Origin of the sequence: Streptomyces echinatus, assembly GCF_014203595.1 — a bacterium.
GTDB classification, from domain to species: domain Bacteria; phylum Actinomycetota; class Actinomycetes; order Streptomycetales; family Streptomycetaceae; genus Streptomyces; species Streptomyces echinatus.
Genome location: NZ_JACHJK010000002.1, coordinates 807,441 through 825,967, shown reverse-complemented (window position 1 = coordinate 825,967; position 18,527 = coordinate 807,441). Strand labels below are relative to the sequence as shown.

The window sequence follows — 18,527 nt, the reverse complement described above, 5'->3', positions numbered from 1 at the left end:
GCCCGGCGCCGCCGGCCCGCGCGGAGCGTCACCGGACCATCAGGACCGGCCCGGTGAGCGCGCCGCCGAGCGAGGTGCCGGCCACGGCGACACCGCCGGACCACAGGGGAAGACCCCGCCCGCGCACAGGGTGACGGTTCACCGGCCCCGCCCGGAGCGGAAGGCCTCGCCGCGCACGGCACGACGGTTCACCGGCCGCGCAGCCGGTGACGTTTGCGCCAGGCCACCACCGTGCCCGCCAGGGCCGGTACGGCGATGCAGGCCATCGCGATCAGGAAGGCGGGGGAGGTCGGCGTCGAGGCACGGGCGCCGGCCACCGCGTAGGCGGCCGTGTTCGGGATCGAGCCGAGACCGGTGGCCAGCAGGAAGGGCAGCCAGCCCATGCGGGAGACGGCGGCGCAGTAGTTCGCCGCGCAGAACGGCACCCCGGGGAAGAGCCGGACGGCCAGCATCGACCGGAACCCGTGCCGGCTGAGCTGCCCGTCCGCCGCCCGCAGCCAGCGGCCCCGCAGCAACGGGCGCAGCGCGTCCTGCCCGAGCACCCTGCCCAGTCCGAATGCCACCCCCGCACCGAGCACCGTGCCCGCGAGCGCCGTCGCCAGCCCCAGCTGTGAGCCGAACAGCGCGCCCGCGGCCAGGTTCAGCAGAGGACGCGGTACGAACGCCACGGTGCACAGCCCGTACGCCACCGCGAACACCACGGCCGCCGCTGCCCCGCCGAGCTGGGCCGGCCAGCCGTGCGTCAGCACCCGCTGCGGCTCGAGCAGCAGCACGCACACGGCGGCCGCCGCGAGCAGCGCCAGCAGCAGCGACAGCCGGGTGTAGGGGGACAGCAGCACGCGTGTGCAGCGCGCGGACACCCCGGCGCGGGGCGGCGGCAGGGGGACGAGGAGCTCCGTGGCGGCGGCCGGGGGAGCGGCCGTGGCGGTGCCAGAGCGGTTGGCATCGAGCATCCGGTGACAGTAACCGACGCATGTGTGTGATCGCCGTATGGTTCGTCTCATGACCGTCACAGGCGCGGCCCAGCCGCAGGTGCCGCGCAGTGCCCTCGCCGACATCGTGCTGGCACGGCTGACGGCGGCGTACGGGGCCGCCGCCGACCCGGAGCGTGCCGCCGCGATGCGCGCGTACATGAAGGACGCCGCGCCGTTCCTCGGCATCCCCACGCCCGCCCGCCGCGCCCTGTCGCGGACCGTCCTGGCCGGTTCCGCGCGTCCCGACGAGACGGACTGCACGGCGATCGCCCTGCGTTGCTGGGAACTGCCCGAGCGCGAGTACCACTACTTCGCCGTCGACTACCTGCGCCGGTACGCGGGCCGCTGCTCCTCCGGCCTCCTGCCGGTCGTCCGGCATCTGGTCACCACCGTCTCCTGGTGGGACACCGTCGACCTGCTCGCCGCGCACGTCGTCGGCGCGCTGGTCGCCGCCGACCCGGGGCTCACCGCGGAGATGGACACCTGGATCACCGACCCCGACCTGTGGGTGGCGCGCACGGCCCTGCTCCATCAGCTCACCTACAAGGAACGCACCGACGCCGACCGGCTGTTCGGCTACTGCCTGCTCCAGTCCGGACACCCCGACTTCTTCATCCGCAAGGCCATCGGCTGGGCGTTGCGCGAGTACGCCAAGACCGACCCCGAGGCGGTACGGGACTTCCTGGCGCGCGAACGGGGCCGGTTCGGTCCGCTGAGCGTCCGGGAGGCGCTGAAGAACATCGGCGCCTGAACCCGCCCACCGGTAAAACCATTCGACGCCGGACAAACCGTCGGAGATGATCGACGGCATGTTCCGGTACGCCTTCCTCCTCGCAGCATCCGCGGTCGCGGATGCCCCGAAGGCTGCCGTCACGTATCTCGTGGCCGCTGTCGACGGCGCCCGAAGCTGACCCTCTCCGGATCGTCCGGCGGACCCCGCAGGGGGAGGGTCGGCGAGTCCCCGGGGTCCCCGCATTCCCGTACGACCGGAAGAGGCTGCGAGGCAGAGCCATGTCCAAAACCGCCTATGTGCGCACCAAGCCGCACCTGAACATCGGCACCATGGGTCATGTCGACCACGGCAAGACCACCCTGACCGCCGCCATCACCAAGGTCCTCGCCGAGCGCGGCACCGGCACGTTCGTGCCGTTCGACCGGATCGACCGGGCCCCGGAGGAGGCCGCCCGCGGCATCACCATCAACATCGCGCACGTCGAGTACGAGACCGACACCCGGCACTACGCCCATGTCGACATGCCGGGGCACGCCGACTACGTCAAGAACATGGTCACCGGTGCCGCGCAGCTCGACGGGGCGATCCTCGTCGTCTCCGCGCTCGACGGGATCATGCCGCAGACCGCCGAACACGTCCTGCTCGCCCGGCAGGTGGGCGTCGACCACATCGTGGTCGCGCTGAACAAGGCCGACGCCGGGGACGAGGAGCTGACCGACCTGGTCGAGCTGGAGGTCCGTGACCTGCTCAGCACCCAGGGGTACCCGGGCGACGCCGTACCGGTCGTACGCGTCTCCGCGCTGGGGGCCCTGGAGGGCGACCCGCGCTGGACGGCGTCCGTCGAGGCGCTGCTCGACGCGGTGGACACCTACGTGCCGATGCCGGAGCGGTATCTGGACGCGCCGTTCCTGCTGCCCGTGGAGAACGTGCTCACCATCACCGGGCGGGGCACGGTCGTCACGGGCGCCGTGGAGCGGGGGACGGTCCGGGTCGGGGACCGGGTGTCGGTCCTGGGCGCGGAGGTCGAGACCGTGGTCACCGGCCTGGAGACCTTCGGCCGGCCGATGGCGGAGGCGCAGGCCGGCGACAGCGTGGCGCTGCTGCTGCGGGGGGTGCCACGGGACGCCGTACGGCGCGGGCACGTGGTCGCGGCGCCGGGCAGCGTGGTGCCGAGCCGTCGCTTCACGGCGCGGGTGTATGTGCTGTCCGGCCGTGAGGGGGGCCGTACGACCCCGCTGGTCAGCGGATACCGGCCGCAGTTCTACATCCGCACCGCGGACGTGGCCGGCTCCGTCGACCTCGGTGCGGCGGCCGTCGCCCGGCCCGGCGAGACGGTGGAGATGACCGTCGAGCTGGGGCGGGAGGTGCCCTTGGAGCCGGGGCTCGGCTTCGCCGTCCGTGAGGGCGGGCGGACCGTCGGGGCGGGGAGCGTCATCGCCCTGGGGTGAGCGCCCACAATGGACGGGTGAACGCATCGATACCCGTGACCCGCACCACCGATCACGGGACCGCCAAACTGATGCCCGATGTCGACCGTGAGCGGGCCTGGCTGCTCACGGTCGACGGGGCGCCGCAGTCGTACGTGGACCTGGACGATCCCGCGTACCTGGAGTTCGAGTACGCGCGGCGGCTGGGGTACGTGCTGGACACGGTGGGCGAGGCCGGGCGGGCGCTGGACGTCGTGCACCTCGGCGGGGGTGCGCTGACGCTGCCCCGGTACGTGGCCGCCACCCGCCCCGGCTCCCGGCAGGACGTGGTCGAGGCGGACCGGGGACTGCTGGAGCTGGTCACCGAGCAGCTGCCGTTGCCGGCGGACTCGGGCGTCGCGCTGCACGCGGCCGACGCCCGGGCCTGGCTGGAGGCCGCGCCGGACGACCTGGCCGATGCGCTCGTCGCCGACGTGTTCGGCGGCTCCCGGGTGCCCGCCCACCTCACCACGCTGGCCTACGTCCGGTCGGCGGAGCGGGTGCTGCGGCCGGGCGGGGTCTATCTGGCCAACCTCGCCGACGCGGCGCCGTTCGGCTTCCTGCGCTCCCAACTGGCGACGCTCGCCGCCGTGTTCGAGGAGGTGGCGCTGATCGCCGAGCCGGCGGTGCTGCGCGGGCGGCGGTTCGGCAACGTGGTGGCCGTGGCTTCGCACCGGCCCCTCGACATCGCCGGGCTGGCCCGGCGCACCGCGGCGGACGCGTTCCCGGCACGGGTCGAACACGGCGCCGCGGTACGGGAGTTCATCGGTTCGGCCCGCCCGGTCGAGGACGCCGACGCCGTACCGTCACCCGAGCCCCCCGACGGCGCTTTCGGTATCGGCTGAGGCGGGCGCGGCGGTGGAGACCCGGTGTGTACGCCGGGGCAGCCCGCGGAGGTCCGACCTCCGGCTTGATCAGTACGGACCGGCGGCGGCCCGGTGGTGGGAAGCCCCTGTTCTATGGCGTCGGTCACAGCACTTCTCGAATTGACCGGCACGCTTAGTAGAAGCGATATGGAAGACATCCGGGTATTTGTCCACCTTGGCCCGGATGTGGGTTCCGCCGGGCGCCCTGGGATTCCCCCCGGTCGGCCCGCACACCCGTCGCCCCCGTGACGTAAGGCTTCTGACGTCACGACACCTCTTCCTTCCGGCCGCCACGTGCGGACCGGAGCCCCGTGCGCTGCCCCGGCGAGGTCCCGTGACCTACGAGGCGGCGTAGTGGCAGGGGCCCATTGCGCTCCCTGTGGAGCCGTCCTAAGAATGACGGCCCACAGGACGTCGCCGCAGTTCGGAACCGGTCTTCACGCAGAGTCGACCGCGTGCCGGGGGTTCGGCGTCACCGAGTGAGTAGGAGCCCCCCCACATGAAGTCGTCCCGAACGTCCGCGAGACTCCTCGCCCCCGCTCTCGGCCTGGGTCTGGCCTCCGGCGCGCTGGCCGCGGCGGTTCCGGCCGGCGCCCAGACGGCCGGTGCCCCGTCCGGTGCCACCGGTGCCTCCGTGGCGCAGTACACCGGGTCGGTCGAGGAGGCCGCGAACAACAAGGCGTTTTTCGAGGCCGTGCTCAAGTCCGTGGCCGAGAAGCGTGCCGCCCAGCCGGACGCGCAGGCCGTGACCCTCCACTACGACGCCTCCCAGGCCCCGAGCTTCCGCTCGCAGATAGCGAGCGCGGCCTCGATCTGGAACAGCTCCGAGTCCAACGTCAAGCTCCAGGAGGCGTCAGGCGGTGGTGCCGACTTCTCCTACCGCGAGGGCAACGACCCGCGCGGCTCCTACACCTCCGCCAACGGCCACGGAAGCGGCTTCGTCTTCCTCGACTACACCCAGGCCCAGCAGTACGACTCGATCCGCGTCGTCACCCATGAGACCGGGCACGTGCTGGGCCTGCCGGACACCTACGGCGGGCCGTGCAGTGAGCTGATGTCGGGCGGTACCGCCGGCCCGTCCTGCACCAACCGCCAACCGGACGCCGCGGAGCGCTCGCGTGTCGACCAACTGTGGGCCGACGGAAACGCGCAGGCCCCGGGCACGGCGGGAGCACCCGAAAACACCGGCCCGCTCGCGGGCGGTGTCGCCGGTGAGGGCGAGCATCCGGCCGGGGGCGGTGCCCAGGCCCCCGGTGTGCCCGCGATCACCGGGCCGGCACCCGCACCCCTTGTGATCCATATCGGCTGAGCGCCGGCCCGGCGCGGCGGACGCGTTCCCCGGCAGGGGCGAACGCGGCGCCGTGGTGGGGAGCCGATCGGTTCGGCGCGCCGGTCGAGGACGCCGGCGCCGTACCGTCACCCGAGCCCCCCGACGGGGCTTTCGGCATCGGCCGGGGCAGGCGCGGCGGTGGAGACCCGGTGCGTGCGCCGGGTCAGCCCGCGGACGTCCGGGACGAGCAGCACCAGGGCGGTGACCAGCACCACCAGGGCCGCGCAGCCCCACAGGGCGGCGGTGCGGCCGAAGGCGCTCTCCGCCGGGCCGGCCAGGGCCGTGGCGAGCGGCATCAGGGAGACCGACCCGAACCAGTCGTACGCCGAGACGCGGGAGAGCTTGTCCTCGGGGATCTCCTGGTGCAGCGCCGTCATCCAGGAGACGCCGAACACCTCCACCGTCGCACCCGCGCCGAACATCACCGCGTACAGCACGCCCGGCGGGACCGGTACGGCCAGTGCGGCCGAGGGCAGGGCCAGCGGGAAGACGCACAGCGTGCCGGCGAGCAGCAGGCGGCGGGGCTTCCAGCGGGTCATCAGCAGGGCGCCGGCCACCGTGCCGGCGCCGAAGGCGGCCAGGGCCAGGCCCCAGGGGCCCGCGCCGCCGAGGCTGTCCCGGGCGACGAGCGGGCCGTAGACCGCGTCGGCCGCGCCGACCACCGCGTTGGCGATCGAGAACTGCACGACGATGCCCCACAGCCAGGGCCGGCCGATGAACTCCCGCCAGCCCTCGCGCAGATCGGCCAGCATGCCCTCGCCCGGCGTGCGCGGCGGGATGTGGCCGACGTCGAGGAAGGAGCGCAGCGCGGCGGCGCCGGCGAAGGCCGCCGCGTCGAGGGCGAGCACCCAGCCGGGGCCGACGGCCGCGACCAGGGCGCCGCCGAGTGCCGCGCCGCCGAGGGCCGCGCCCTGGGTGGCCATGCGGAAAAGGGCGAACGCCCGGCCCGCCGACTCGCCCTCGACGGAGGACATCAGCATGCCCTCGGCGGCCGGGCCGAAGAACGCCTGCCCGGTGCCGCCGAGCGCGGTGAGCAGCATCATCTGCCACAGCCGGGGCTCACCGGCCAGGACGAGCGCCGCGAACGCCGCCTGGGAGAGGCAGTTGAGGGCGTTGGCGGCGACCATCACCCGGTGCCGGGGCAGCCGGTCCGCGACCGCCCCGCCGATGAGCAGGAAGACGACCAGGGGCAGGGTGCGGGCGGCGGCCACCAGTCCGACGTCCCCGCTGTCGCCGCCCGCCTCCAGCACGGCGAACGCGGCGGCGATCAGCGAGCCGTTCGCGCCGAGGCCGGTCACGACGGCGGCCGCGGTCAGCAGGGAGTAGTTGCGGCCCGCCCAGGCGGGTCTGCGGGGGCGGGCGGGGGGCGCCGGGGTGGAGGTCACCGGCCGACTATCGCCGCCGGGCTCCCGGTCTGCCAAGTGGGTTCACGGACGCCACGGGTGGCGGCGCGGGCGAGCGCGGGACCGGCGGGGCACGCCGTTCGGCCGGCGGCTCCGGTCCCGGCCCGCGCTCCGGCGGGCCGGGACCGTGCCCGGGTCACTCGACGACCGGGTCGCCGTGCAGCCGTACCGTGTTGAGGATCTTGTTGACGGTCGCGTCGGGCAGTTCGTCCTTGACGCCCTTGGCCCCGTGCAGCGTCCACGAGACGAAGCTGCCCGTGGAGTTCTTGAAGGCGAACGTGACGGCCTTGCCGTCGGTGTCGCACTTGTTCTTCTTCGGCACGCCGACGACGTACGACGTCGCGACGCTGCCCTTGAGTCCCGAAGCCGTCGTGAAGGACTTCGCCTTGCCGATCCGCAGGTACTTCTTGGCGGCCTTCGACTGGTCGGTGTAACCGCCGAACGCGAAGGTGGCCGAGTCGCCGGTGGCGATGCTGGCGGTGTCCTTGGCGCCGTTCTCGCCCTTCGTGCCGCTGCCCGCGATCGAGTGCGACTCCTTCGTGCCGTTCTCGTCGGAGGTGCAGTAGTCCGGCTTCAGGAACGTCGACCCGGAGAAGCCGATGTACGCCGAGCCGTCGCCCTTCTCCTTGTCCTCGAAGAAGGCGAAGATGCCGGGCCGCTCCACCTCCCAGTCGGCGGGTACGTCGAACGCCGTGCCGTACTTGGGGTTGACGACGACCTTCCAGCCCGCGACCGTCGGCTTCGTCGACTCGTTGGAGCGCGGGTTGCCGGTCGCGGACGAGGTGGGCGTGGGCGAGGCGGACGGCGAGTCGGCCGTCGGCGACGGGCTCGTGGTCCGTCCGTCCTTGCTGTTGTCCGCCTCGTCGTCCTTCGAGCCGCCGAGCACCAGATACCCGGTCACGGCGGCGGTGACCACCACGGCCGTGGCCGCGATGATCGCGATCAGCTTCGTACGGCCGCCGCCGCCCTGCGGGACCTGGGGCGCGGGAGCGGTGGGCTGTCCCCACTGCGGCTGCTGACCGTAGGGGGCCGCCTGCTGCTGACCGTACGGACCCGCCTGCTGCTGGGGGTACTGGCCGTCCTGTGCCTGCTGTCCGTACTGGCCGGCCTGCGGATACTGCTGGTATCCGGGCTGCTGGTACGGGTTCGGCTGCTGACCCGGCTGCTGTCCCGGTTGCTGGTACGGGTTCTGCTGCGGGTCGTTCTGCGGGTTCTGCGCGCCCCCTGGCGGCTGCTGATCTGGCCACATGGCCAGTAACCCTAGTGGCTCCCCTGGCCAGGTTCCGCTACTCGTGAGTAACATGACGGCCATGAGCGCAGACCAGATGTCGATCGGCGAGATGCTCGCCGCCACCGTGCCCATGGCCCGGACCCTGAACCTGGAGTTCCTGGAGACCACGCCCGACCGGGCCGTGGTGTCCCTGCCGGACCAGGGCGACTACCACAACCACGTGGGCGGCCCGCACGCCGGTGCGATGTTCACCCTCGGGGAGTCGGCCAGCGGCGCCATCGTGCTGGCCGCCTTCGGGGACCAGCTCTCGCGCGCCGTACCGCTCGCCGTGCGGGCGGAGATCGCCTACAAGAAGCTGGCGATGGGTGCCGTCACCGCGACCGCGACGCTGGGCCGCCCGACCGCCGAGGTCGTCGCGGAACTGGACGCGGGGCAGCGCCCCGAGTTCCCGGTGACGGTCGAGATCCGGCGCGCGGACGGCGCCGTGACCGGCGAGATGAGTGTCCTGTGGACGCTCAGGCCGACCGACCAGGGGAAGTGAGCCGCGAGCGATGCGACGGCCCTGCGCCGCGCCCCTGATGCCCGGGGTGCGGCGCCGCGGGCCGCGGCGCCCGCGCCGCACCGCTCACCGCGGTTTCATCGGACGGCGATGACGTTCGTCGCCTTCGCGCCGACCACCTCGAAGGCGACCCGCTGACCCTCGCGCGTGGTCTGCGTCTCCATACCGGAGAAGGGGTGCCTCTCCCCGTGCTCGTCGGCGATGATGCCCACCCCCTCCGCCTTGTTGTAGACGGCGATCGTTCCGAGAGGCATCGTCTTTCCCTTCGTGGGGCGGTCGTGGAACCAGTGCTCTCCTTCAGTGAGCAGAGCATCACCCACCGTCGCCGAAGGGGGAAGGCCGCGTCGGTGCGTCGGCCATGCTTTGACCGGATGTCGGCGGGGCTTGGGGGGTGCCCGCCTCAAGCCGCCCGGTGGTGGTCCTCCGGGCCGGCCGTGGCGGCCGGCAGGCCCGCCACGAACTCCCTGAGCCAGTGGGTGAACCCGGGGCCGAGGTCCGGCCGTGCGCAGGCGAGCCGGACCACCGTGCGCAGATAGTCGGCCTTGTCGCCGGTGTCGTACCGCAGGCCCGAGAAGACCACCCCGTGCACCGTGCCGCCGGCCGCCAGTCGCTGCAGGGCGTCGGTCAGCTGGATCTCGCCGCCGCGGCCCGGCGGGGTGCGCTCCAGGACGTCGAAGACCGCCGGTTCGAGGACGTAGCGGCCGATCACCGCGTACCGGCTCGGCGCGGTACCGGGAGCCGGCTTCTCCACCAGGCCGGTGACCCGGACGACGTCGTCCTCGCCCGTCGCCTCCACCGCCGCACAGCCGTAGAGGTGCGACTGTGCCGGGTCGACCTCCATCAGCGCGACCACGCTGCCCGCGTGCCGGTCCCGGACCTCGAGCATGCGGCTCAGCAGCGTCTCGCGCGGATCGATCAGGTCGTCGCCGAGGAGGACCGCGAACGGCTGGTTGCCGACGTGGTTCCGGGCGCACAGGACGGCGTGGCCGAGGCCGAGTGGATCGCCCTGGCGGACGTGGTGGATGTCGGCGAGCCGCGCCGGATCGCGTACGGCGTCCAGGCGCGCGGTGTCGCCCTTCGCCGCCAACGCCTGCTCCAGCTCGAAGGCGTGGTCGAAGTGGTCCTCGATGGCCCGCTTGTGCCGGCCGGTGACCATCAGTACGTCGTCCAGGCCGGCCGCCGCGGCCTCCTCGACCACGTACTGGATGGCCGGCTTGTCGACGACCGGCAGCATCTCCTTCGGTGTCGCCTTGGTGGCGGGCAGGAACCGGGTACCGAGACCGGCGGCCGGTACGACCGCCTTGCGAACGGTACGGGACGGCGCGGGGGTTGCCGGGGGCTGGGGGGCGATCATGCGGCCCATGCTGGGGCACTCGGATGAGAGCACGCCCGGAGAATCATGGGAACAGGCTGTGGGCGACCCGGCCGGGGCTCCGGAGCGCCACGGATCCAGTGCGCCATCCGGCTTTCGCGACAGGGGAGTTGGGTGATGTTCCAGATGGCGTCCCGGGGATACCGGCGGTAACCATTGTGTATTCGGCCGACGTTGCTCACGGCGCCATTCCCGCTTCTTGTTTCCTGTCGGCCGACTGTGCCAAGGTGAGCCTCCCCGCGGGAGGGCAAAGGCGGACGCCGACGTCAAGCCGGCCCTCTAGGCATGCATCCATCAGGCACTGTTTTCCGACAGGACGTCCTTGCGCATGCGCTCCTGCGGCTGGAAGGAAAGTTTCCGTGCAGTCCCCATACCCCCCACGCCCGCCCTATCCGCCCGTACCCGGTCCCACCGGAGAATCCGACCGTACCCTCGTCGCCCGGCTGAACGGCCCGGACGACGGCCGCCACCACGCCGTCGCGCTGCTCCTCGCCCGGCACTGGCGGGCCACCCGTGACTACGCCGTGGTCTGCCTGGTCGCCGCCGGGCCCACCGCCCAGCTGGTGGCCACCGCGGCCTTCCACCAGGTGCTCGCCCGGACGGCGTCCGGCGTGCTCGGCGGCGCCCTGCGCCCGCAACTGCTGGTCGCCGTCCGCGACATCGTCCGCGCCTGGGCCGACGACGACGCGGCCCGCGTCGCCCTGCCGGAATTACGCAAAACCACCGGCGGTCGCGGACTGCGCGCGACAAAGCCCGGACCGGCGGAAAGCAGGCAACTCGCCGCCCGCGCATTCGAGGTCCTTCCCGGCGCCTCGCAATGCCTTCTCTGGCATGCCGAGGTCGAAGCCGAACCCATAAACATACCCGCTGGTCTGCTGGGCATCGACACGACCACCGCGACGACCGCCCTGGAACAGGCACGCGAACAATTCCGTGCCGCTTGCGTACGCGCCCACCGGGAACTCGCCCCCACCGGGGAATGCCGCTTCTACAACCGGCTCCTGGACGTCCCGATCCGCCGGGGCGGCGCCCTGTTGCCGGACGTACGCCGTCATCTGACGGTCTGCTCCCACTGCCGGTACGCCGCCGGACAACTCGGCCACTTCGACGGCGGACTGCCCCTGCTGCTCGCCGAGACCGTGCTCGGCTGGGGCGCCCGTCGCTACCTCGACTCCCGGCCCGGCCGCGGCGCCCCCGAGGAACGGCCGGCCCCGCCCTCCCCAGCGGCGGCACCCTCCCCGTCGAGCGCGTCCGCCGCGTCCGGCGGCCGGCACCGCACCGGAACGGAGCACCGTTACCGCACGGCCGTCGCCCTCGCTGTCGGCCTCACCTCCCTGGCGCTGCTCGCCACCATCCTGGTGGCCGGGAACCGGCCCGATGACAACGGTGTCCCCGGCCCCGGCGCCACCTGGGGCGCGCCCGTCGGAGGCACCACCCGGCCGGACCACGCCGGCACCCACTCGGGCACCTCACCCTCCGCGGCCTCCGTCGGCGAACCCGTCGAGATCGCCCACGGCGCCCTGCGCGGCCTCGCCTCCGGGCTCTGCCTGGAGCCGCGCGGGGACCGGATCGCGGCGGGCACCGGCGTGCGGCTCGCTCCGTGCTCACGGGCCGCCTCCCAGCAGTGGTCGTACCGGGACGACGGTCTGCTGCGCAGCGCGGCCGACCCCGCGCTCTGCCTCGCCGCCGACCCCGGGACGAGAAGCGTCGCGCTGGCCGGCTGCCTCGTCCACGCGGGGGAGGTGTCGTACGACTTCACGGCGCGCGGCGAGATGCTGCTCCGCTGGCACCACGGTCTGGCCCTGGAGCCCGGTTCCGGCCGTTCCGGCACACCGGTCGGCGTCGCGGCACGCGACGGTTCGCGGGGGCAGCGGTGGGTGCTGGAGCCGGGGGCGAGGGTCGGGTCGGCGGCGGAGGGGTCGGTGCCGGGCGGGTCGGCGGCGGAGGGGGAGCCGCGTTTCGGTACCGGGTCGGAGGGGGCGGGTGTGCCGGGGGACTCCGGCGGCCCGGAGAACGGTGACACCTCGCGTGGGATGCCCGGGCGGGCGGGGCGGGAGGCCGGTGAGCCGGGTGACCCCCGTGTCGCCCGGGTTCGCGGCGCGGGCAAGGGCGCTCACGCCGAAGTCGGAGGCGCTGGCGCTGGCGGTGGCGGTGGCGGTGGCGGTGGCAGTGGTGCGGGTGCGGGTGCGGGTGCCGGTACCGGCCGTGCCGCGTCGGCCGCCGCGCGGGCCCTGCCCCGCTGACCTGAGCAGGGGGCGCTCCGAGCAGAATGGCCCCCTCTTCTGCGACGGGACGGGGGAGGCGAACGCCCCCGTCCCGTCGTGTCCGTATCCCGTCGGCCCGGTTCGAGCCACCGGCACGGCGTGACGCGGAATTTACAGACCGCGGCCTGATGTCCCGGCGTACGGCGCGAGGGCGGGTCCTCGGCGGTACGGCCGCACGCTTTGGCGGGCTTGTGCCGGTGTGACCCACGGGACCGTACGGCCCCACCGCTCCGCCCGTGCGAGGAATTGCTGGATTTGACTCCTCTTGAGCCGGATTCGCCGGACTGGCCGAATCAGCGCGACCGCACACACAAAGGTCGCGGCGTTATTGACCCGTGAGTAGCACCTCGCTAGTTTCCGGTGCCCTCGCACCAGAGCGTCTCGCCGCACATACCCCCCACCGTGCTGTCTCGCCGATTCGTGCCGGAGCATCATGACCTCCCCTGTGCGCGCCCAAGACCTGATCCTGTGCCTCACCCCCTTCGGGGAACCCGACGCCGCCCTCGCCGCTGCCGCCTCGGCCGCCGGCGCGCTCGGCGTGCTGGACCTGGGCACCGGTGACCGAAGATCCCGAGAACAACTGTCCCGGCTGACACGGGCCGCACCGGGCCCGTTCGGCCTCCGGGTGACCGGGCGCTGTGCTCTCGCCCCCGCAGACCTCGGCGGTGCCGCGGACACCGTGGTCCTCACCTCGGACGTCTCCTGGACGGCGGCTCAACTGCCGTCCCAGTGTCGTGTGTTGACCGAGGTGAGCGATCTCGCTCAGGCCCGGGCCGCCGTCGGCGCGGGGGCACGGGGGCTGATCGCCCGGGGCGGCGAGAGCGGCGGCCGGGTCGGTGCGCTGAGCACCTTCGTGCTGCTGCAACAACTGCTGTCCGAGGCGGAGTTGAGTGGCGTCCCCGTGTGGGCCTGCGGGGGCATCGGCGCGCGTACGGCGGCTGCCGCCGTGGCGGGTGGTGCGGCAGGTGTCGTCCTGGACAGCCAACTCGCCCTGCTGGCCGAGTCGAACCTGCCCGAGGCGGTTCGGGCGGTGCTGCGGTCCCTGGACGGTTCGGAGACCGAGGTCGTGGGCGGACACCGGGTGCTGCGACGCCGCGGCCCGGACGCTCCCCGGCCGCCCGCCGACGACCCCGAGGCGGTCGCGGACCTGCTGAGTGCCCGCGAAACGCGCGGCCGGCTGCTCCCGGTGGGCCAGGACGGCTTCCTCGCCGCCCGGTTCGCCGAGCGGTGGCGGGATGTGCGGGGGGTGGTGCGCGCGCTGTCGGCCGCGGTGCGGGAGGTGGCCGGGCCGATGGCGACACCGGCCGCGGACCCGGCCATGAGCCGGGCGCGGCCGACGGCGGCGACACCCGCGGCGGCGACACCCGCGGCGCCGACAGCCGCGGCGCCGACACCCGCGGCTGCGGCACCGGTGGCGGGTACGGCCCTGCGGCCCGGGGCGGCCATGAGCCGGGCGCTGGGCACCCGGTTGCCGGTCGCGCAGGGGCCCATGACCCGGGTCAGCGACCAGGCAGGATTCGCCGCCGCCGTGGCCGAGGACGGCGCGTTGCCCTTCCTCGCGCTGGCCCTGGCCGACGGTGAGCGGACCCGGGCGATGCTCACCGCGGCGCGGGCCGTGCTGGACGGCCGGCCCTGGGGCGTGGGCGTGCTCGGCTTCGCACCCGAGGACATCAGGAACGCCCAGCTGGAGGCCGTGCGGGAACTGCGGCCCTCGCACGCGATCATCGCGGGTGGCCGGCCCGCTCAGGCCGAGGCGCTGGAGCGGGCCGGCATCCGTACCTTCCTGCACGTGCCCTCGCCGGGGTTGCTGCGCCAGTACCTGGACGCCGGCGTGCGCAGATTCGTCTTCGAGGGGTCGGAGTGCGGCGGCCATGTCGGTCCCCGGGCCTCCTTTCCGCTCTGGGAGGCCCAACTCGCCGTACTCGAAGACTTCCTGGACGACGCCGACGTCGACGCCGAGTCCGACGCCGACGCGCGAGCCGAGTTCGACGCCGGAGCCGGTTCGGGCACCGGCGGCGGTGGAGGAGCGGCACGCCGGCTCGAGGTGTTCTTCGCAGGCGGCATCCACGACGAGCGGTCCGCCGCGATGGTCGCCGCCCTGGCCGCGCCCCTCACCGCCCGGGGCGCCGCCGTGGGCGTCCTCCTGGGCACCGCCTACCTGTTCACCGAGGAGGCCGTCGCCCGCGGTGCCGTCCGGCCGCTGTTCCAGCGGCAGGTGCTGGCCGCCACCGCGACCGCCCTGCTGGAGACCGCGCCCGGGCACGCCACCCGCTGCGTGCCCAGCCCCTTCACCCGTGACTACCGTGAGCGGGAAGCCGCGTTGCGCGCCCAGGGCGTGCCCGACCGGGAGGTCTGGGAACGGCTGGAGCGGCTCAACGTCGGCCGGCTGCGGATCGCCAGCAAGGGCGTGACGCGCGGCGACGGCGGCGAGCTGCGAGCCGTCGACGAGGAACGGCAGCTCGGCGAGGGGCTGTTCATGGCGGGCCAGGTGGCCGTCCTGCGCTCGGCGCCCACCACTGTGGCGGCTCTCCACCGTGCGGTGACCGACGGCGCCGCCGACTTCCTGACCGAACGCACCGCACGAGCCGCGGGGGACGTACACGTCCCGGAACCCGATGGGCTCGTGGAAGCCGCAGGACGCGCAGCGGGCGCCGGAGCCGCCCAGGCCGCCGGGAGGGTGGAGGCGGCCGGGGGTGGGGTGACCGCTGGAGTCGTAGCGGCGGCCGGGAGTGCGGAGGCCGCCGGAGGCGGGGCGGCAGGCGGGGGCGCGGAGGCCGGGCGAGCCGGGCCGGCCGGGACCCGCGCCGCCCCGGTACCGCCGTCGCCGCCGCCGCTCGACATCGCGATCGTCGGCATGGCGTGCATGTTCCCGCAGGCCCCCGATCTCGCCACCTTCTGGGCCAATGTCGTCGCCGGACGCGACGCCGTCACCGAGGTCCCGCCCGACCGCTGGGACCCCGCCGTGCACCACACCGCCGGCACCACCGCGTCGAAATGGGGCGGCTTCCTGCCTCCCGTCCCCTTCGATCCGCTGCGCTACGGCATCCCGCCCGCCTCCCTCGGCAGCATCGAACCCGTCCAGCTGCTGTCCCTGGAGGCGGCCCGCAGAGCGCTGGACGACGCCGGATACGGCGAGCGGGGGCGGGACTTCGACCGCTCGCGCACCTCCGTCGTCTTCGGCGCCGAGGCGGGCAGCGACCTGTCCAACGCCGTGACGCTGCGCGCCGTCCTCCCGTCGTACTACGGCACGGTCCCCGACGGCCTGGAGCAGCAGTTGCCCCGGCTCACCGAGGACTCCTTCCCCGGCATGCTGGCCAACGTCATCTCCGGCCGGATCGCCAATCGGCTGGACCTCGGCGGCGCCAACTTCACGGTCGACGCGGCCTGCGCCTCCTCCCTCGCCGCCCTGGACGTGGCCTGCAAGGAACTCGTCTGCGGCACCAGTGACACCGTGCTGTGCGGCGGCGCCGACCTGCACAACGGCATCAACGACTACGTGCTGTTCTCCTCCGTCCACGCGCTCTCCCCGACCGGCCGGTCCCGCGCCTTCGACGCCTCCGCCGACGGCATCGCCCTGGGCGAGGGCGTGGCCTGCCTGGTCCTCAAGCGGCTCGCGGACGCCGAACGCGACGGCGACCGGATCTACGGCGTCGTCAAGGGCCTCGGCTCCGCCAGCGACGGCCGCTCCCTCAGCCTGACCGCGCCCCGCCCCGAAGGCCAGCGGGCCGCGCTGCTGCGGGCGTACCGCAACGCCGGTGTCCCGCCGGCCGCGGTCGGCCTGCTGGAGGCGCACGGCACCGGGACCGTCGTCGGTGACCGCACCGAACTCGCCGTACTCGGCGAGGTGTTCACCGAGGGCGGGGCCGAGGCCGGCGGCTGTGCGCTCGGCTCGGTCAAGTCGCAGATCGGGCACACCAAGTGCGCCGCGGGCCTGGCCGGACTGATCAAGACCACGCTGGCGCTGTACACCGCGGTCAAGCCGCCCACCCTGCACCTGGAGCGGCCCAACCCGGCCTGGGACGAGGCGGACAGCCCGTTCGTCTTCCACACCAGTGCCCGGCCGTGGGCCGCGCCGGCCGCCGAACGCTTCGCCGGAGTCAGCGCGTTCGGCTTCGGCGGTACCAACTTCCATGCCGTACTGGCCGCGTACGGAGACGCGCCAGCGCCCCGGCAGGCCCTGGACGCCTGGCCCGCCGAGCTGTTCCTCTTCCGGGGCCGGGACATGGCGGCGGCCCGCCGGGTGGCCGAGGAGATCCTCCGGGCCGCCGAGTCCGACGGCAGCCCCTGGCGGCTGCGCGACCTCGCCCTGGCCGCGGCCCGCCGCGCCGACACCTCGAACGAACCGGTACGGGCGGCCACCGTGGCCCGCGACACGGCGGAACTGATCGGACAGCTGCGGCGCATCCTGGCAGGCGAACAGAACCCGGACACCGGGGTCCACCTCGCGGATCCCGACGGAGATTCCGACGGAGATCTCGACGGCGCGGACCGGGCCGCACGGACCGATGGAGCGGGCCCGGCCGCCCGGACCGGCGACTCGGACCGCGCCGCCGGGACCGGTGGCGCGGGTCCGGTCGTCGGCCAGGTCGCTTTCCTCTTCCCGGGGCAGGGCAGCCAGCGCACCGGTATGCTCGGCGAACTCCTGGTAACACTGCCCGAGTTGCGGCACTATCTGCACCTCGGGCGCGCCCACGCCGACCGTCTCTTCCCGCCCGCGGCCTTCGACGACGCCGCCCGTGAGCGTCACCGGGCCGCCCTCACCGACACCCGGACGGCACAGCCGGCCCTCGGTATCACGGGCCTCGCCGCGCACGCCTTCCTCACCTCGGCCGGCGTCCGTCCGGACCTGGCCGCCGGGCACAGCTACGGCGAACTGGTGGCCCTCGCCGCGGCCGGAGCCCTCGACGCGGAGACCCTGCTGGAGCTGAGCGCGGAGCGGGCCGGCGCGATCCTCGCGGCGGCGGGCGACGACCCCGGCACCATGGCCGCCGTGGGCGCCTGTGCCGAGGACGTCGTACGCACCCTGCGGACGGCCGGGGCACCCGAGTCGGTCGTCGTCGCCAACCTGAACGCGCCCGACCAGACGGTGATCTCCGGACCCACGGCGGATGTCGACACCGCGGTACGGGCACTGCGCGCGGCCGGGCTGGGCGCGCGCCGCATCCCGGTGGCCTGCGCCTTCCACAGTCCGCTGGTGGCCGCCGCGGGGGAACGATTCGCCAAGGTGCTGGCGGACAAACCGGTCCGGGCGCCCGAGTTCCCGGTCTGGGCCAACCGCACCGCCGCGCCGTACCCACCGGATCCCGACGCCGTGCGCGCCGGGCTCGCCGCCCAGATCGGCGCCCCGGTGGCCTTCGCCGCGCAGATCGAGGCAATGTACGAGGCCGGGGCGCGGATCTTCGTCGAGGCGGGCCCGGGCACCGTCCTCACCCGGCTCGTCGGCCGGATCCTGGGCGACCGTGCGCACCGGACCGTCGCCTGCGAGCCGCGGGCCGACAGCGGCCTGGCCGGCTGGCTCGACGCGCTCGCCCGGCTCGCCGTCGCCGGGCAGCCGGTGCGCGCCGCGTGGCTCTTCCACGGCCGTGACGCCGTCGACGCGCTGCGCGACCCGGCACCGGAACGGCCCGGCTGGACGGTCGACGGACACCTCGTCCGTACGGCCGGCGGAGCACTCCTGCCCGGTGCCCTCGCGCCGGCCCGACGCGTAGTGGAGGCGACTGTGCCGACCGACCAGCCGAACGGCGTCCCGGCCGACCGGGACGCGCTGATCTCCGAGTTCCTGCGCACCAGCCGGGAGATGATCGCCGCCCAGCGGGATGTGCTGCTCACCTACTTCGGCGGCACGGCGTCCGGCGCACCGGTGGTACCCGTGGCGCCGGCCGCCCCCCTGGCCCCCGTAGTGCCGGTACCGGCCGCGGAGATCACTGCCCCGACCCAAAGCCCGTCGGGCGCACCTGACTTGCCCGCTCTCAGCGAGGTGCCGGCGCCGGACGACGTGGAGCGGGTCGTACGGGAGGTCATCAGCGAACGGACCGGCTATCCCGTCGACATGATCGAGCCGGACCTGGACCTGGAGGCCGACCTGAGCATCGACTCGATCAAGCGGGCCGAGATCGCGGGCGAACTCGCCCAGCGCCTGGGCATCGCCGGCGGCGCCGAACTGCTGGACGACACGGAACTGGAGGAGCTGGCCAAGGCCCGCACCGCGGCCGCGGTGACGGCCTGGCTGACGGCACGGATCGACACGGCCGCCGAAGCGGGAAGCGCCTGGGCGCACGACGAGGCGCCGGGTCCGGAGACCGCCTTCGGGTCGGATGCGGGGTCGGTGG

Annotated in this window: 11 protein-coding genes and 1 pseudogene; 7 read left to right on the top strand and 5 right to left on the bottom strand. The window is 74.1% G+C overall.

What is annotated here, in order from left to right; genetic code table 11:
• Nucleotides 1-188: 188 nt before the first annotated feature.
• Nucleotides 189-953: a TVP38/TMEM64 family protein gene (locus FHS34_RS08265; RefSeq protein ID WP_184962694.1), complete on the bottom strand. Its 765-nt coding sequence runs from the start codon at nucleotides 951-953 to the stop codon at nucleotides 189-191.
• A 49-nt stretch (nucleotides 954-1,002) separates the two neighbouring features.
• Between FHS34_RS08265 and FHS34_RS08260 the strand changes: the two genes are divergently transcribed.
• From FHS34_RS08260 to snpA, 4 genes and pseudogenes are all read left to right on the top strand, one after another.
• The gene (locus FHS34_RS08260; RefSeq protein WP_184962692.1) at nucleotides 1,003-1,725 is read left to right on the top strand and encodes a DNA alkylation repair protein; all 723 of its coding nucleotides are present in this window, start codon (nucleotides 1,003-1,005) and stop codon (nucleotides 1,723-1,725) included.
• 260 nt (nucleotides 1,726-1,985) lie between these two features.
• Nucleotides 1,986-3,155: an elongation factor Tu gene (tuf, locus tag FHS34_RS08255; protein WP_184962690.1), complete on the top strand. Its 1,170-nt coding sequence runs from the start codon at nucleotides 1,986-1,988 to the stop codon at nucleotides 3,153-3,155.
• 17 nt (nucleotides 3,156-3,172) lie between these two features.
• A complete protein-coding gene (locus FHS34_RS08250) occupies nucleotides 3,173-4,018 on the top strand; it encodes a spermidine synthase (RefSeq protein ID WP_184962687.1) in 846 nt (281 codons plus the stop codon).
• 520 nt (nucleotides 4,019-4,538) lie between these two features.
• Nucleotides 4,539-5,213: pseudogene (gene snpA, locus FHS34_RS08245) on the top strand (snapalysin); the annotation flags it as partial.
• 242 nt (nucleotides 5,214-5,455) lie between these two features.
• Here the strand turns inward: snpA and FHS34_RS08240 are convergent.
• Together FHS34_RS08240 and FHS34_RS08235 are read right to left on the bottom strand one after the other, a co-directional pair.
• Nucleotides 5,456-6,754 carry an MFS transporter gene (locus tag FHS34_RS08240; protein WP_184962683.1) on the bottom strand — a complete coding sequence of 433 codons (1,299 nt, stop codon included), beginning with the start codon at nucleotides 6,752-6,754 and terminating at the stop codon, nucleotides 5,456-5,458.
• A gap of 154 nt (nucleotides 6,755-6,908) precedes the next feature.
• Complete coding sequence (locus tag FHS34_RS08235) at nucleotides 6,909-8,021, bottom strand: DUF8017 domain-containing protein (RefSeq protein WP_184962681.1); 1,113 nt, start codon at nucleotides 8,019-8,021, stop codon at nucleotides 6,909-6,911.
• 52 nt (nucleotides 8,022-8,073) lie between these two features.
• Between FHS34_RS08235 and FHS34_RS08230 the strand changes: the two genes are divergently transcribed.
• Nucleotides 8,074-8,544: a DUF4442 domain-containing protein gene (locus FHS34_RS08230; protein ID WP_225817709.1), complete on the top strand. Its 471-nt coding sequence runs from the start codon at nucleotides 8,074-8,076 to the stop codon at nucleotides 8,542-8,544.
• A gap of 95 nt (nucleotides 8,545-8,639) precedes the next feature.
• Here the strand turns inward: FHS34_RS08230 and FHS34_RS08225 are convergent, their stop codons facing one another.
• Nucleotides 8,640-8,816: a cold-shock protein gene (locus FHS34_RS08225; RefSeq protein ID WP_184962679.1), complete on the bottom strand. Its 177-nt coding sequence runs from the start codon at nucleotides 8,814-8,816 to the stop codon at nucleotides 8,640-8,642.
• A 146-nt stretch (nucleotides 8,817-8,962) separates the two neighbouring features.
• Entirely contained in the window at nucleotides 8,963-9,916 is a 954-nt protein-coding gene (gene galU, locus FHS34_RS08220) for a UTP--glucose-1-phosphate uridylyltransferase GalU (RefSeq protein WP_184962677.1), read from the bottom strand.
• Nucleotides 9,917-10,293: 377 nt separating this feature from the next.
• On the opposite strand from galU, the gene FHS34_RS08215 reads away from it, so the two are divergent.
• Both FHS34_RS08215 and FHS34_RS08210 read left to right on the top strand, forming a co-directional pair.
• Nucleotides 10,294-12,177, top strand: coding sequence for an RICIN domain-containing protein (locus FHS34_RS08215; RefSeq protein WP_225817698.1), 1,884 nt, complete (start codon nucleotides 10,294-10,296; stop codon nucleotides 12,175-12,177).
• Between the two features lie 454 nt (nucleotides 12,178-12,631).
• The coding region (locus FHS34_RS08210) for a type I polyketide synthase (protein ID WP_184962673.1) at nucleotides 12,632-18,527 on the top strand (5,896 nt) is incomplete at its 3' end.

Coding starts and splice junctions, on each gene's coding strand:
- FHS34_RS08235 (WP_184962681.1), bottom strand. CDS start 8,021: ATGTGGCCAGATCAGCAGCCGCCAGGGGGCGCGCAGAACCCGCAGAAC.
- galU (WP_184962677.1), bottom strand. CDS start 9,916: ATGATCGCCCCCCAGCCCCCGGCAACCCCCGCGCCGTCCCGTACCGTT.
- FHS34_RS08230 (WP_225817709.1), top strand. CDS start 8,074: ATGACGGCCATGAGCGCAGACCAGATGTCGATCGGCGAGATGCTCGCC.
- FHS34_RS08260 (WP_184962692.1), top strand. CDS start 1,003: ATGACCGTCACAGGCGCGGCCCAGCCGCAGGTGCCGCGCAGTGCCCTC.
- FHS34_RS08265 (WP_184962694.1), bottom strand. CDS start 953: ATGCTCGATGCCAACCGCTCTGGCACCGCCACGGCCGCTCCCCCGGCC.
- tuf (WP_184962690.1), top strand. CDS start 1,986: ATGTCCAAAACCGCCTATGTGCGCACCAAGCCGCACCTGAACATCGGC.
- FHS34_RS08225 (WP_184962679.1), bottom strand. CDS start 8,816: ATGCCTCTCGGAACGATCGCCGTCTACAACAAGGCGGAGGGGGTGGGC.